At 35.2% G+C, this 14,799-nt stretch carries 18 protein-coding genes and 1 pseudogene; 9 read left to right on the top strand and 10 right to left on the bottom strand.

Annotation, left to right across the window (positions count from 1 at the left end; genetic code table 11):
• Positions 1-363 precede the first annotated feature (363 nt).
• Positions 364-1,029, bottom strand: a complete 666-nt coding sequence (locus tag LY01_RS01820; RefSeq protein ID WP_104514097.1) for an NAD-dependent epimerase/dehydratase family protein — start codon at positions 1,027-1,029, stop codon at positions 364-366.
• A 55-nt stretch (positions 1,030-1,084) separates the two neighbouring features.
• Here LY01_RS01820 and dinB point away from each other — a divergent pair, with 55 nt between their 5' ends.
• Together dinB and LY01_RS01810 are read left to right on the top strand one after the other, a co-directional pair.
• On the top strand, positions 1,085-2,188 hold the full coding sequence (dinB, locus tag LY01_RS01815; protein ID WP_104514096.1) for a DNA polymerase IV: 1,104 nt from the start codon (positions 1,085-1,087) through the stop codon (positions 2,186-2,188).
• 56 nt (positions 2,189-2,244) lie between these two features.
• The gene (locus LY01_RS01810) at positions 2,245-2,748 is read left to right on the top strand and encodes a PAS domain-containing protein (protein ID WP_104514095.1); all 504 of its coding nucleotides are present in this window, start codon (positions 2,245-2,247) and stop codon (positions 2,746-2,748) included.
• A 63-nt stretch (positions 2,749-2,811) separates the two neighbouring features.
• Here the strand turns inward: LY01_RS01810 and pyk are convergent, their stop codons facing one another.
• The 5 genes from pyk to LY01_RS01785 form a co-directional block, all read right to left on the bottom strand.
• A complete protein-coding gene (gene pyk, locus LY01_RS01805) occupies positions 2,812-4,242 on the bottom strand; it encodes a pyruvate kinase (protein WP_104514094.1) in 1,431 nt (476 codons plus the stop codon).
• Positions 4,242-4,730 carry an IPExxxVDY family protein gene (locus tag LY01_RS01800; RefSeq protein ID WP_104514093.1) on the bottom strand — a complete coding sequence of 163 codons (489 nt, stop codon included), beginning with the start codon at positions 4,728-4,730 and terminating at the stop codon, positions 4,242-4,244. The genes pyk and LY01_RS01800 overlap by 1 nt, the downstream gene beginning before the upstream one ends.
• Positions 4,731-4,913: 183 nt before the next feature.
• Complete coding sequence (gene rnc / locus LY01_RS01795) at positions 4,914-5,648, bottom strand: ribonuclease III (RefSeq protein WP_104514092.1); 735 nt, start codon at positions 5,646-5,648, stop codon at positions 4,914-4,916.
• 18 nt (positions 5,649-5,666) lie between these two features.
• Positions 5,667-6,914, bottom strand: coding sequence for a beta-ketoacyl-ACP synthase II (gene fabF, locus LY01_RS01790; RefSeq protein WP_104514091.1), 1,248 nt, complete (start codon positions 6,912-6,914; stop codon positions 5,667-5,669).
• 10 nt (positions 6,915-6,924) lie between these two features.
• Positions 6,925-7,161 carry an acyl carrier protein gene (locus tag LY01_RS01785; protein ID WP_015361896.1) on the bottom strand — a complete coding sequence of 79 codons (237 nt, stop codon included), beginning with the start codon at positions 7,159-7,161 and terminating at the stop codon, positions 6,925-6,927.
• 154 nt (positions 7,162-7,315) lie between these two features.
• Here LY01_RS01785 and purN point away from each other — a divergent pair, with 154 nt between their 5' ends.
• Both purN and rnhA read left to right on the top strand, forming a co-directional pair.
• A complete protein-coding gene (gene purN, locus LY01_RS01780) occupies positions 7,316-7,879 on the top strand; it encodes a phosphoribosylglycinamide formyltransferase (RefSeq protein ID WP_104514090.1) in 564 nt (187 codons plus the stop codon).
• Positions 7,879-8,346, top strand: coding sequence for a ribonuclease HI (rnhA, locus tag LY01_RS01775; RefSeq protein ID WP_104514089.1), 468 nt, complete (start codon positions 7,879-7,881; stop codon positions 8,344-8,346). Before purN ends, rnhA begins: the two co-directional genes overlap by 1 nt.
• Positions 8,347-8,349: 3 nt before the next feature.
• Here the strand turns inward: rnhA and LY01_RS01770 are convergent, their stop codons facing one another.
• Together LY01_RS01770 and LY01_RS01765 are read right to left on the bottom strand one after the other, a co-directional pair.
• Positions 8,350-8,976 (bottom strand): hypothetical protein, encoded by a 627-nt coding sequence (locus tag LY01_RS01770; protein WP_104514088.1) that lies wholly within the window; start codon positions 8,974-8,976, stop codon positions 8,350-8,352.
• A 135-nt stretch (positions 8,977-9,111) separates the two neighbouring features.
• A pseudogene (locus LY01_RS01765) lies at positions 9,112-9,324 on the bottom strand (IS1595 family transposase); the annotation flags it as partial.
• 288 nt (positions 9,325-9,612) lie between these two features.
• On the opposite strand from LY01_RS01765, the gene LY01_RS01760 reads away from it, so the two are divergent.
• The 5 genes from LY01_RS01760 (at position 9,613) to murI (ending at position 13,605) form a co-directional block, all read left to right on the top strand.
• Positions 9,613-10,143, top strand: coding sequence for a hypothetical protein (locus LY01_RS01760; RefSeq protein WP_104514087.1), 531 nt, complete (start codon positions 9,613-9,615; stop codon positions 10,141-10,143).
• A 127-nt stretch (positions 10,144-10,270) separates the two neighbouring features.
• Positions 10,271-10,501, top strand: a complete 231-nt coding sequence (locus LY01_RS01755; protein WP_104514086.1) for a FeoA family protein — start codon at positions 10,271-10,273, stop codon at positions 10,499-10,501.
• A complete protein-coding gene (gene feoB / locus LY01_RS01750) occupies positions 10,494-12,614 on the top strand; it encodes a ferrous iron transport protein B (RefSeq protein WP_104514085.1) in 2,121 nt (706 codons plus the stop codon). The genes LY01_RS01755 and feoB overlap by 8 nt, the downstream gene beginning before the upstream one ends.
• On the top strand, positions 12,614-12,745 hold the full coding sequence (locus LY01_RS01745; protein WP_104514084.1) for a FeoB-associated Cys-rich membrane protein: 132 nt from the start codon (positions 12,614-12,616) through the stop codon (positions 12,743-12,745). The genes feoB and LY01_RS01745 overlap by 1 nt, the downstream gene beginning before the upstream one ends.
• A 74-nt stretch (positions 12,746-12,819) precedes the next feature.
• Positions 12,820-13,605, top strand: a complete 786-nt coding sequence (gene murI / locus LY01_RS01740; protein ID WP_104514083.1) for a glutamate racemase — start codon at positions 12,820-12,822, stop codon at positions 13,603-13,605.
• On the opposite strand, the gene LY01_RS01735 is transcribed toward murI, so the two are convergent.
• Together LY01_RS01735 and LY01_RS01730 are read right to left on the bottom strand one after the other, a co-directional pair.
• The gene (locus tag LY01_RS01735) at positions 13,602-14,336 is read right to left on the bottom strand and encodes a LytR/AlgR family response regulator transcription factor (protein ID WP_104514711.1); all 735 of its coding nucleotides are present in this window, start codon (positions 14,334-14,336) and stop codon (positions 13,602-13,604) included. The genes murI and LY01_RS01735 overlap by 4 nt on opposite strands.
• Positions 14,337-14,346: 10 nt before the next feature.
• Positions 14,347-14,778, bottom strand: coding sequence for a hypothetical protein (locus tag LY01_RS01730; RefSeq protein WP_104514082.1), 432 nt, complete (start codon positions 14,776-14,778; stop codon positions 14,347-14,349).
• Between the last annotated feature and the right edge of the window lie 21 nt (positions 14,779-14,799).

Below are 14,799 nucleotides of genomic sequence, written 5' to 3'. Positions count from 1 at the left end.
GATATTTTTAATAAGGATAAATGGCTTATTTCAAATTTATCTGGGATTTGTTGATTTTAACGTAAAACAATTTTGATGTATTTCTAGAACTTTTTCAAATCCTTTGCGTTTACAGCAAAGTTGCTCATTTTTTTTCCTTTGATATAATGTTAAGGCTAGATCGCGAATAAAAATAGTTTTTAGTCAAATTCTAGCCTTGTTCAACCTTTCCGACCAAAGCTCGCTATCGCTTACTTTGCCCACCTTTCCTTTTCTAAGGAAAGGAGTTTTTAAATTTTCAAATATCCAGGCCAAGATGACTATCGACTAAAGTTTTAATCTTGCGAAAAACTAATCTTGCTCACTGCCTACTTAAAACTGTGACTAAAAACTGCGACTGACTACTGTTTTAAGTTCATCACTCTCTATTCTTACTTTATCATAACCATTTATGGCAACATAAATCATTGCACTGGCAATCGTTTCTGGTTCTATAGTACGGTATTTTTTAAGAAAACCGAATAGTAATGGATCAATGAGTTTTTGGATTTTTTTCATAGCACTTTCAAATAGTCTTTTTTCATCTCGTTTACCGCCTATTAATGCAGGTTGTACAAAATAAGATTCTTGAAAACCCAGAGCTTCTATATCTCTTTCCATGTCACCTTTCCCACGATTATAGATAAACTTACTATCTGGACTTGCACCTAGTGCAGATATTGCTACGACTTTAGAAACACCATTTTTTAAAGCCACTTGTGCAACTTGAATAGGTAGATCATGCTCAATTCGGTAATATTCTTCCTTGTCTGGTGTTTTTGATTGCGTGGTGCCTGTGCATATAAATAGATGGTCTCCTTTTAATTGCTCTTGATAAGTTTGGGGATCAAATAAATCTGCTATGTGATTTTCATGTTTTGGGTGGTTGTTGGTAATTTGCTTTCGCGAAAGCGTAATTATTCTATCATACTTCTCATCTTCTAAAAGCTGAGATACTAATGCAGTTCCGGTTAATCCTGTTGCTCCTATAATAATGCCTGTGTATCCCATGGTGAAGTATGTTAATGTTTAAGGTTATGTATTTTAAAGGTAGTAATTTTGATGCATGCACGAACTGGCAGATAGAAAAATTATTCATGTAGATATGGATGCGTTTTATGCATCTGTAGAGCAATATGATAATCCAGAATTGCGAGGTAAACCTATAGCTGTAGGTGGTGGTAGTGATCGCGGTGTTGTGGCCGCAGCTAGTTATGAAGCACGTAAATATGGTGTACGCAGTGCTATGCCTAGTGTTACTGCAAAAAGATTGTGCCCAGATCTTATTTTTGTAAAGCATAGATTTGATAGATACCGAGAGGTTTCTACACAAATACGAGAGATTTTTCATGATTATACAGATCTAGTGGAGCCTCTATCTCTTGATGAAGCTTATCTAGATGTAACTGAGAATAAATACAACTTCCCGAGTGCTACTATTATCGCATACGAGATAAGAAGGCGTATTTATGAAGTTACAGGTATTACTGCTAGTGCAGGGATTTCTGTGAATAAATTTATTGCCAAAATAGCCAGCGATTACAACAAACCTAACGGACAGAAAACCATCGTTCCAGAAGAGATTATTCCTTTTCTAGAGGAGCTAGACATTCGTAAGTTTTACGGAATAGGAAAAGTGACGGCAGAGAAGATGTACCAGCATGGAATTTTTACAGGTAATGATCTTAAAAGAAAGTCTCTAGAGTTTCTTGTAGAACATTTTGGTAAAAGTGGTGGTCACTACTATAAAATAGTACGCGGTATACATAAAAGTCCAGTAAAGGCAAACAGAATAAGAAAGTCTCTAGGTGCCGAGCGTACTTTTTCTGAAAACATATCTAGTGAGGTTTTTATGAAAGAACGCCTCGTTCAAATAGCAGAGGAAATAGAAAAACGTATCGCAAAGTCTGATGTTGCCGGAAAAACGATTACTCTTAAAATTAAATACCGCGATTTTAAAACTCAAACTCGTAGTAAAACGATGCCTTACTATATAAGAGATAAAGAAACGATTTTAAGTACGGCAGTTGATCTATTAGAACAAGAAAGTTTTAGAGAGAGCGTTAGATTATTAGGTATTACACTTAGTAACCTCAATACCTCAAAGATAGAAGAAGAGGATGAAGATGAGAACGATATTGTTGAAGTGCAATTGGGTTTTGGCTTTTAAAAGATAAACACTATATTGGGAGAAATTAAGATCTTAATTTATAGCTTTGTGACTTTATGAAACTTCAAAGTTCTCAATTTACCGTTTTACATAATGAGTTAAAAAGTACTCCATTACTATCGTGGAGTATTATTAAAAGATTATTGTGGGATCTAGATATAGATGTACTCGAGGCTCTAGATAAAATAGGTGTGGAGCACAACTGGCACTTTAAATATTTTATAGATAGATTCAGTCATTTTAAAGATTATACTATTGTTTTAGTAGATACTCAATCTATTATAAAAGTAGCTTCTAAGAATATATTTGAACTAACAGGATATCAGTCTAAAGAATTAATTAATATTTCTTGTAGATCTCTTTATGGTAAAGACACTAGTGAAGATGTGATTTTCTTAATGGGTGTTGCTGTTGCTGAAGGTATTCCTTATCAAATAAGAATGATTAATTATAGAAAGGATAATACTCCTTATATGTCTGATAAATATGCTTTTCCGATTTATAATGGAGAAGATGAAGTTTCACATTATATAGTATTTCAACAAGAGTACGACGTGTAATTTAATATATTAAAAAAGCCTCATCTAACAGATGAGGCTTTTTATGTAACTATATACTTAGTTTTATTCTACTTCTGATACTCTTAAGGTATTCACCATTCCTTTATCTGTGACAGGCATTGCAGCAAGATTAATTAAGAAATCTCCTTTTTCTACATAGCCATTTTCTTTTGCAAATTTATTTACGTCTTCGATAGTCTCGTCTGTGCTAACAAAACGGTCATAGAAAAATGCTTTAACACCCCAAAGTAGACTTAACTGAGTAAGTATGCGATGGTTGCTAGTAAAAGTAAGTATGTGTGCATCTGGTCTCCAGGCGCTTATCTGGAATGCTGTGTAACCAGAGTTAGTCATGGTAGTAATAGCTTTTGCGTCTATTTCATCGGCCATTTTTGCAGCGTGATAACATACCGATTTAGTAATATATCTTTTAGTCTTAATATGTGGTGCGCTATATGGAACAGATATTAATTCACTGTCTTCAACAGCTCTACATATACTCGCCATTTTTTCAATCACTTGAACAGGATACTGACCTACAGATGTCTCTCCAGATAGCATTACAGCATCTGCTCCATCCATTACAGAGTTTGCTACATCATTCACCTCTGCTCTAGTAGGAGTAAGGCTAGTAATCATCGTTTCCATCATTTGTGTTGCGATAATTACAGGAATACGAGCTTTCTTAGCTTTAAGAACTAGTGTTTTTTGTATCAATGGTACTTCGTGTGCAGGAATTTCTACACCTAGATCACCACGAGCCACCATTAAACCGTCACAGTAAGCGACGATTTTATCAATGTTTTCAACTGCTTCTGGCTTTTCTATTTTTGCAATAATAGGAATCTTCTCCTCTGAGTGCTCACTTATTAATTCTTGCAATTCCATTAAATCACGGCTGTGACGTACAAATGAAAGAGCCATCCAGTCTACTTGTAGTTCACAAGCAAAAATAGCATCTACTACATCCTTTTCTGTTAGAGCAGGAAGAGATATGTCAGTTTGAGGTAAATTAACACCTTTCTTAGATCTTAATGGACCACCTTGAATAACCTTAGTAACAACGTCTTTTACACCATCTGTAGAGATTACTTCAAACATGAGTTTACCGTCATCTAGTAATATGCGTTCTCCTGCTTTTACATCTCTAGGAAAGTGCTCGTAGTTCATATAAACACGCTCTGCAGTACCTTTAAAGGGCTCTCCGGTAGAAATAGTTATTTGATCACCTGGATGAACAACTACTTCTTCTTTCATAACACCTACACGCAATTTAGGGCCTTGTAGGTCACCTAAAATACCGGTAGCAAATCCATGCTCTTCATTAATATCTCGTATCATTTGCACGCGTTCTCTTACATCTTCATGGTCTGCATGTGAAAAGTTAATTCTAAACACATTTACACCAGCGATCATCATATCTAGTAATACTTGCTTTGAAGCAGTAGCAGGCCCTAGAGTTGCGACGATTTTAGTTTTTTTGTTTTTTGGCATTATTCAAATATTAAATAATCTTGTTGTTTTATTTTAAAAGTATCTACAGGATAGACACTAATAACTTGAGGTATTTCCCCAAGAGTATTTATTAGTTTTTTAAGCGGGAAAAAGTCTTCTTCTTTCTCAATTTTAAGTAAAAAGTCTACCGTCCCATATTCTTTGATCAGTACAGTTTTAACTTGCGTTGCATCTGTTTGATCAAATAAGCTTAACGATACCGATTCTTCATTTGAAATTCCCCAATATTTATTAGGTATCAAATAGAACGGTGCATTCTGTTCTTTGTCAAAATGTTTATACACCGGATAATTTGCGGTATAAGCTGGTTCTATAATATCTTGATCTACCGCAGTTCTTGCAAAATTAATTTGTAAAAACTTATTAAGTAAATAAGCCATTCTATAAGGCTCTATGGTAGAATGTATAGCAATTAATATGAAAGGCTCTTCTTCTAATTCCCAATCTGTTAATTTGTGAACCGCCATATATTTGATATTATTAACCTTGCTAATTTAAGAAGACCATATGCAATTTTACCGCCTATTCACTTTAATTAAACGTAAATAATTACGAAAACGATAGTAGTTATGGTGTTATTTTAAGTATTTCGTATTATTCCGCTTTCGCGAAAGCGAGAAATGCAATTAAGATATGCTCAGATAGAGTCTCTAGAATTTATCTTGTAACGCAAAGAATGCTCTCTTACTTGCTTTTTCTTCCGCTTTTTTCTTAGATGTAGCTCTTGCCTTTGCAATTACTCGATTATCTATAGAAAGCTTAACTGAAAAATGTCTTACATCACTAGCACCGGTGTCTTCATAGGTGTCGTAGTCAAATTTCTTCTTATGCTTTTGACACCATTCTATAAATAAACTTTTATAAGAAATAACTTTACCGTCTAGCTTCTCAATATCTACGTAAGGTTCTATAACCTTTTTGAAAATAAATTCTTTACAAACTACATAACCGCGATCTAGATAAACCGCACCTACGAGAGCTTCAAATAAATTACCGTGAATATTTGCGCCAAAGTTGCGAGTAGGAACTTGTGTTTGTGCATGATCTATTAGATTAAAATCTCTACCCAATTCATTTAAATGTTCCCTACTTACGATTTTAGAACGCATTTTTGTGAGATAACCTTCGTCACCGCTAGGTACTTCATTGTAAATATATTCTGCTATGACCGCACCTAGAATAGCGTCTCCTAAAAATTCTAGACGTTCATAACTTTGCGCAAAACCTTTGTCTGTCTTTAATCCCATTGATTTATGGGTAAAAGCAGTTTCGTATAAAGAAATGTCATGGGCCTTTAGGCCTGTCATTTTCTTAATCGCACTAAATAATTTCTCGTTAGTATGAGCTTTACTTCGAGATTTAAATATTTTGCGTATTCTATTCATACGGATTAAAAGATCGGTTTAGATCTTTCTAAAGGCAATACAACAGTTATGTCCACCGAAACCGAAAGTGTTACTCAATGCAACGTTTACCTCTCTTTTTTCAGGTTTGTTCAATACCAGTCGTAATGATGGATCTATATTTTCATCTACAGTGGTATGATTTATCGTCGGTGGGATAATTCCCTCGTTGATAGCCATTACACTTGCAATTGATTCTATAGCACCAGCAGCACCTAGAAGGTGGCCTGTCATAGACTTAGTAGAATTGATACTTATGTTAGGAGCGTGATCACCAAATACGGCTTTTATGGCCTTTAACTCTGCAACGTCACCTAGAGGTGTAGATGTTCCATGAGTGTTAATGTGATCTACGTCTTCAGGATTAATACCTGCATTTTGTAGCGTGTTTTTCATTACAGCTATTACGCCGCGTCCTTCTGGATCTGGAGCTGTAATGTGATATGCGTCACTAGAGAAACCACCACCTATAACCTCAGCATAGATTTTTGCTCCACGAGCTTTTGCATATTCATAATCTTCTAGAACTAGAGCACCAGCGCCTTCTCCTAATACAAAACCATCTCTGGTCGCATCAAATGGACGACTTGCAGTCTCAGGGCTTTCATTGCGAGTTGATAATGCATGCATGGCGTTAAAACCACCCATACCTGCTTGTGCAACTGCAGCTTCAGAGCCACCAGTTACTATAACGTCACAATGTCCTAGTCTAATATAATTAACAGCGTCGAGCATAGCATTTGCGCTCGATGCGCATGCAGATACTGTAGTATAGTTAGGTCCCATAAAGCCATATTTTATAGAAATATGAGCGGGAGCTATATCTGCAATCATTTTTGGTATAAAGAAAGGATTAAATCGTGGCGTACCGTTACCGGCAGCAAATGACTTAACTTCTTCCTGAAATGTTTCTAGACCACCTATTCCAGCACCCCAGATAACACCGACTCTATACTTATCTATAGAGTCGATATCTAATCCAGAGTCGGCTATCGCTTCATCGCCTGCTACCAGTGCATACTGTGCAAATCGATCCATACGCCTAGCTTCCTTGCGGTCTATGAAATCAGTCACCGTAAAGTTCTTGATTTCACAAGCGAATTTTGTCTTGAAATGTTCTGTATCAAAGTATGTGATAGGAGCACAACCGCTCTTACCAGCTTTTAACGCCTCCCAATATTCTTCTAGGTTATTCCCTATAGGAGTAAGGGCACCCATTCCTGTAATGACAACTCGCTTTAATTCCATGTAATATAAATTACGCTTTTGCTTCTTCTATGTATGAAACAGCTTGACCTACTGTAGCTATGTTTTCAGCTTGGTCATCTGGGATCTGGATATCAAATTCTTTTTCGAATTCCATGATCAACTCAACTGTATCTAGTGAGTCTGCGCCTAAGTCGTTTGTGAAGCTTGCTTCTGTTACAACTTCGTTTTCGTCAACACCTAATTTGTCTACGATAATCGCTTTTACTCTTGATGCAATGTCTGACATAATAATCTAATTTTAATTTTAAATGAATCGCAAAAATAACAAACTTTGGGTTAATACCATGTTTTAGTCATTTGAGTTAACTTGCAATTTCATTTATTTTAATAATAATAACTAACTCATCACTGGCTTTGCAACAAGCCTGCCAAATAAATTTATGAAAAAAATAATAATCCTTGCTAGTGGTAATGGTACTAATGCTCAGTCTATTATGGATCATTTTAAAGAGGTGGATTCTGTTCAGGTTTCTTTAGTTTTGTCTAATAAACCTCAAGCATTTGTCTTAGAAAGAGCGAGTAAATTTGGTGTTCCTGCGATGAGTTTTAATAGATCTGCTTTCGCGAAAGCGGGAACAGTAGAAACTCTTTTAAAGGCAGAAATGCCTGATTTACTAGTGTTAGCAGGCTTTTTGTGGAAAATCCCAGAAAGTCTCGTAAAATTATTTCCAAATAAAATTATTAACATTCACCCTGCTTTATTACCTAATTACGGCGGTAAGGGCATGTATGGCATGAATGTACACCGTGCAATTATTGAAAATAAAGAGCAAGAAAGTGGGATAACCATCCATTATGTGAATGAAAATTATGACGAAGGCGCCATAATAAAGCAAGCAACTTGTCGTATTTCTCAAAACGATACTGCCGATGATCTTGCAGCAAAAATTCATAAGTTAGAACAAGAACACTTTGCTAAGACTATAGAAGAATTACTTAAATAATGGATCAGGTACATATATATACAGATGGATCTTCTCGTGGTAATCCAGGACCAGGAGGTTATGGAATAGTGATGATAGCCGTAGGAAAGAACTTTAAAAAAGAATTTTCTCAAGGATATCGCAAGACCACTAATAATCGCATGGAATTACTGGCGGTTATAGAAGCACTAGAAAAGATAAAGCCAGATCATAAAGTAACTATCACTGTTTTTACAGACAGTCGTTATGTAAGTGATGCTATTAATAAAAACTGGATGGCAGGCTGGATAAAACGCAAATGGAAAAATGTGAAGAATCCAGACCTATGGAAACGTTTCTTAAAAGTTTACAACCGTACACAACCTAAAATGCAATGGGTAAAAGGTCATAACGATCACCCTATTAATGAACGTTGTGATGCGCTGGCGGTTAATGCGGCTCTTAATAAAAGTAATCACCTTATTGATGAAGAATTTGAGAAATTATAATTATTAGTTTGCTCGCCATTTTATCCATACGGTTACAACTGGATTGTTTATAGAGTCTGTTCCTGTATTAGTTGTTCTTGCAGTAATATGATTACCAATAACGAAGTCTAAATTAATAGTTGTATCTATATGCTTTCCAGCGAGGAGATTAAAGTTTATTTCACCACCTGCAACTGTATTGTCTTCTTCTCTAATTCTTATATTAAAAGGAGTTGAAAGATTGTTAGTTGTAGTGTTACTACTAACATTAGAATTAGTAGTTATGGCTACGACAGTACCATTATAAGGCATTAATAAACCTGAGTTTACAGAAGTAGCATTACCTGCTAGTCTTAAGTTTTGGGTACCTGTAACATCTCCAGATCTTGAAAAAATTAACGGTATAGCATCTGTAGATAACCATTTGGCTCGAGTAGCATCATACATGTATAATTGATCTCCTATGACTGCTATCTGGCCTGTTGCTGTACCTGTAGGAGTTGACTGTGGTTCAATATGTAGAGCAGGTAAATTTAGTGGCGATGTGTTAATGTCTAATTCAGCAGTTGGTGTAGTAGTATTTATACCTACCTGACTGTAAATAAATTGATTTGAAAATATCAAGATTAGGAATAGAATTAATTTTTTCATAATAACACTGTTTTCTTCTTACAGATTCAATTTACTAATTTTTTTATAAGTGATATGATAAAAAATGAAATAAGTTAATATTACAGTAGAAGTCGGTAGCTAATCACGTATTAATTTAGTTTGCTAAATTATATCTTAATTAACCATTTTACTAGCAAGGTTATTAAATACAGTTGACTTAGTTTGTGGTCTGTTGATTTTTTTTTTAAAATTCATTAAAATATCTATTTAGATTATGTTCACTCACCCATGAATATATAATTCTTATCCATGATTTAATCTGATTAATCTTGTATGTAACGCTTTGAAATTTAATCCTCTATTACTCTTTATTTGAGTGATGTCGTAAACCTATTGAATATGGGATAGGTATAGAATCTATTAAAGAAGAGAAGTTTAAAGAAGAAATTGAATCTTACTATGAACGTTCTAAGGCGCTTTTATTAAATCGTTGTTGATTCTTCCATGCTTTTCAAAAAATCTAAGTTCTTTTACTGTTCTTACGCTATCAACTTTTAAAGGTTGTCAACAGTTTAACGATTGATTCGACACTGATGGTTAGGGGGTTAATTAGGTTTTCTACTAATAAATTTGGTGATTTACTTTATGGTGTAACTAACTTAAAACTATAAGATTATGAAAAAAATGAAAACTGTTCTCTTTTATCTCTTCCTTTTAATTTCAGCATTATCGATAGCTCAAAGCGATACGAGATTTCATGGAGGAATAGGTCTAAGTAGTGACGTATCTTCTTATTATGCGGCAGATTATAGTAATTATTTATTGAAAAAAGAATCTAAATTCAATGTAGGTGCGCAATTAGGTGGTTATTATTATAATTTTAATAACGATAATCTTAGCAAGGATAGTAAGCTTTACGGTTCTTTGGCATTTAGCCTTATATATCAAATCACAGAAAAATTTACTTTACAAATAGACTCTGGTACAAAAATCCCATTAGGAAAACCAGATGTGGCATTTTTAAACAGCATGAATAATGAAATTCCTGATTCTGAGATTGGAGTCCATACATTTTCCATGCCCTTGCTTACTTATAATTTGAATGACGACTTTGGAGTGTTTTTAGGATATCACTTTGTTTTCGAAGATCGGTTAGATATGGATACTCTAACATTGGGATTGCGATTTTCTCTATCCGGTAATTAGATTTTTGAAAATTCCGCTTTCGCGAAAGCGAGATGAAAGCAACCTTCCCACATCTTTAACAACATAAATTTTAACAAACCACTGCGTTAGCTTATTTTTGCTTATTCAAATTTATTCTAAATAAGAGTTGGGTATTACTATCGCACATTTAAAAAGAGGAGAAACGGCTATAATCAAACAGTTTGATGAAATAGACGTGCCGTTAAAATTATTAGAAATGGGATGCCTGCCAGGTAATCGTGTTACTATGATGCAGTCTGCACCTTTTAAAGACCCTATATATCTAGATATTAATGGTACTCATCTTGCGATAAGAAGAGAAACAGCGCTTAAAATTAGTGTAGAAATTCATGGGTAAGTCAATTAATGTATCGTTAATAGGTAATCCCAATACTGGGAAAACTTCGCTTTTTAATAGACTTACTGGTCTTAATCAACAGGTAGGAAACTATCCTGGTATAACGGTAGAAAAGAAAGAAGGTATATGTAAACTAGATCGTGGTCTTAAAGCACATATTCTAGATCTTCCAGGGACGTATAGCCTTAATACCACATCTTTAGACGAGAGTATAGTTATAGAAACTTTACTTAATAAAAATTCTAAAGATTTTCCAGATGTCGCCGTAGTGGTGTCTGATATTGAAAACCTAAAACGTAATTTACTAGTCTTTACACAAATTAAAGATTTAGAAATCCCTACCATACTAGTCATTAACATGGCAGACCGTATGAAGCGTAAGGCGATTTCTCTAGATATCGAGCTCATGGAAGAAGAGCTTAATACTAAAGTGGTTCTAGTTAGTGCTCGTAAAAACGAAGGGATAAAAGATCTTAAAGATGCGATAGCAAATTATAAACAACTCACCTCTCAACCTTGTGTAAATGCATCTGTAATTGATGTACCTTATTTTGATACACTAAAAAAAACATACCCTAACCAGCAGGTTTATAAACTGTGGTTAGTAATTACACAAGATGTCAACTTTGGTAAACTAGACCGTAATAGAGAATTAGACGACCTGAAACAGCATAAATTTGATATTAAGTCCGAGGCAGATCTCAAAAAGATGCAACACAAAGAAACCGTGGTGCGTTATCAATTTATTAATGGTTTACTCAAAAAGGTACTTTCCGTAGACGCGGCAAATGCTAAGGATATAAGAACAAGATTAGATCGCATTCTATTACATAAAGTGTGGGGTTACTTGATCTTTTTTGTGATTCTATTTGTCATCTTTCAGGCCATATATGACTGGAGTACTTATCCTATGGACTGGATAGATGCAGCATTTGCTAGTATGAGCACTTGGGTTAATAACTTGCTTCCAGCAGGACCACTCACAGATTTACTGTCAGAAGGTATCATACCAGGTCTAGGTGGGATAGTCATATTTATACCGCAAATAGCCTTTTTATTTCTCTTTATAGCCATTCTAGAAGAAAGCGGTTATATGAGTCGTGTGGTCTTTCTTATGGATCATATCATGAAACGATTTGGCCTTAGTGGTAAAAGTGTGGTGCCGTTAGTCTCTGGAGTAGCTTGTGCGATACCAGCAGTAATGGCAACTAGAAACATAGAAGACTGGAAAGAGCGTTTAATAACTATACTAGTAGTGCCGTTTACAACCTGCTCTGCTAGATTACCAGTTTATTTAATTATTATATCTCTAGTAATTCCAGATCAACGTATACTGGGTGGCGCTTTTAATATGCAGGGACTCACACTTATGTTGCTGTATTTATTAGGTTTTGCTGCTTCTATATTTTCTGCATGGGTATTAAATAAAATACTGCCTATTAAGCGCAAAACATTTTTTGTTATGGAAATGCCTGCTTATAAGCTGCCTATGTTTAAAAACGTAGCTATAACGGTAATTGAGAAGACCAAAAGCTTTGTAGTAGGAGCAGGTAAGATAATCATGGCTATATCTGTTGTGCTATGGATTCTTGCTAGTTATGGTTTAGGAGAACAATTTAATAATGCAGAGGCTATTGTAAAAGAGCAATATGCAGGACAGGACTTAAGTGATCAAGAAATGGATCAAAAGATCGCCTCTCATGAATTAGAGTACAGTTTTATAGGTTACATAGGTAAAGGAATAGAGCCAGCCGTAAGACCTCTAGGGTACGACTGGAAGATAGGAATAGCCATAGTAAGCTCGTTTGCAGCACGTGAAGTTTTTGTAGGTACACTAGCTACTATTTATAGTGTAGAAAGCGATGGAGAAGAAGAGCAAACGATTAAAAACCGCATGGCTGCAGAGACTAATCCTATTCTAGGTGGGCCTTTATTTAACTTTGCCAGTGGTATTTCTTTATTGCTATTTTATGCGTTTGCCATGCAATGTATGAGCACGCTTGCTATAGTAAAACGAGAAACCAATAGCTGGAAATGGCCAGCAATTCAATTTTTCTTCATGACCGCTGCGGCTTATTTTGCAGCTTTAGGAGCTTATCAATTTCTCAAGTAATGGAAATATTTCAAACTATATCTGTATTTGTAATAGCTGTTGTTGCTATTCTCTGGCTATTTAGAAAATCTATTTTCCCTAAAAGATTCAACTCATCTAGTTGTGGTGATGGTGATTGTGGCTGCCATTAGATTTTGACGGTTCCGCTTTCGCGAAAGCGAGACTAAAATCAATTATCTAGACTAGAATTTTCTATTTTTACCATATGAATGATCGCCCGATAGGTTTTTTTGACTCTGGAGTAGGTGGCACGAGTGTGTGGAAAGAGGTGATAGAGTTATTACCACATGAGAATACCATATATCTTGCCGACTCTAAATATGCACCCTATGGACGCAAGTCAAAGCAACAAATCATTGAGCTTTGTATTAAAAACACAGAATATCTATTAAGTCAAAATTGCAAACTGATAGCTATACCATGCAATACAGCTACTACTAATGCTATATCTTATTTAAGAGCAAATTACGACGTGCCTTTTATAGGTATAGAGCCGGCTATAAAGCCTGCAGCGCTTAAAAGTGATACTAAAAAAATAGGGATTCTAGCGACTAGAGGAACACTTTCCAGTGAGTTGTTTAATAAAACTCAAAAAGAATTTACCCAAGATGTAAATACTATAGAGATAGTAGGGACTGGTATTGTAGAACTCATAGAAGCTGGTAAGACAGATAGTGAAGAGATGCAGGATCTTCTTATAAGTATTACAGAGCCTTTTATGATCTCTGGTATCGATTATCTAGTCCTAGGCTGTAGTCATTATCCATATATAAAAGAAATGCTGCAAGAGCTGCTTCCTGCTCGTGTGCGTATTATAGACTCTGGTGCAGCAGTAGCCAGACAAACTTTAAATATATTAAAGTCTCAAAACTTAATTAATCTGAATACAGCGCCTGGTAAACACTTACTTTATTCTAATTTAAAGACAGATGTGCTAGATGCATTAACTCAAGAAATTGCAAATCGCGAGGTTCAATTACTAGACTTTTAAGAGAAATACTCAAATAAAGCCAGTTTTTTACTCGGGCTTACGGGCAGCTCTTTATCGCCTAACATCACACTGCCACCTTTACCTTTTTTATAAGCTGTTACATGAGATACGTTAATCAAATGCGATTTATGAATGCGTGCAAAACCTTTATCAGATAACATATCATCAAAATGTTTTAAGGTCTTAGAGACTAGCTTCTTGTCGTTTTCTAAGAAAATATGAGTGTAATTATCGTCTGCAGTGCAATAGATAATATCCTTTATAGGCAATACCTCAAAACCTTCTTGGGTAGGGATAGTAATTTTATCAGTAAGCTGTGAGCTGTTTTCTTCTTTAATGCTCAAATCTACATTGACTTCATTTTCACGTTCTTTAATAGCCCTTACTATTTCGGTGGCTTTTATCAATTCATCTATGTCAATAGGTTTAGTCAGGTAATAAGCCGCCTGTTGATTAAGCGCATCTTTTGCATACTGATCATAAGCGGTCACAAAAACGGTTTCAAACGTACGGTTAGGTAATTTATCAAGAAGATCAAACGCAGTTCCATAAGGCATTTCTACATCTAGAAAAACCAAGTCTACCTCTGTTTTTTCAAGTAAAGTAAACGCCTCTTCTACATTAGTGGCCTCATTAAGAACCTCTACTTGCGGACAATATTTTGAAATGTAATTTTTTAAAATGTCTCTAGAGATTTTCTCGTCTTCTACTATTATGGCGGTTAGTTTCATAGGTTTTAGTTTACTTAGATGATTCAATTCTAGTTCTTAAAAAATCAAGATATTTTGGGTCGTCTTCAGAAAAAAGTTCTTCTCCTTCTAGAGCATAAGCACGTATTAATTCGTCGGCCGCCTGGTCTAAGAATTCCATTTCAAATAAGCATTGTCCTAATCTCAAGTGTAAAAAGGGATTTCCTATAGCATCGGGACAGTACATAGCATTGCTCAAATTATCTATTCCTGCCTCGTAATCTTTTCCGAGAAAGTTAGCGTCTCCTATGGCTGCCAAAACCCAGGTAGTAGCTTTCCATTCATTTTTAGGTTCAGGAATTAAATTAAAAGCATTCCAGTATTCTGTAAGTGCTTCATCATATTTCCCTTCCTCGGCTAGCGTATCTCCAGATTGGGATAAGCTTTTGATCTCTTCATGTATTTTGTCTTCCATCTCTTTCATGATCTTTTTTTGAACTGGTGC

The sequence above is a fragment of the Nonlabens xylanidelens genome (genome assembly GCF_002934445.1).
Classification (GTDB): Bacteria; Bacteroidota; Bacteroidia; order Flavobacteriales; family Flavobacteriaceae; genus Nonlabens; species Nonlabens xylanidelens.
The sequence above is the reverse complement of the archived record's forward strand: the minus strand, read 5'-3'. Positions and strand labels throughout refer to the sequence as shown.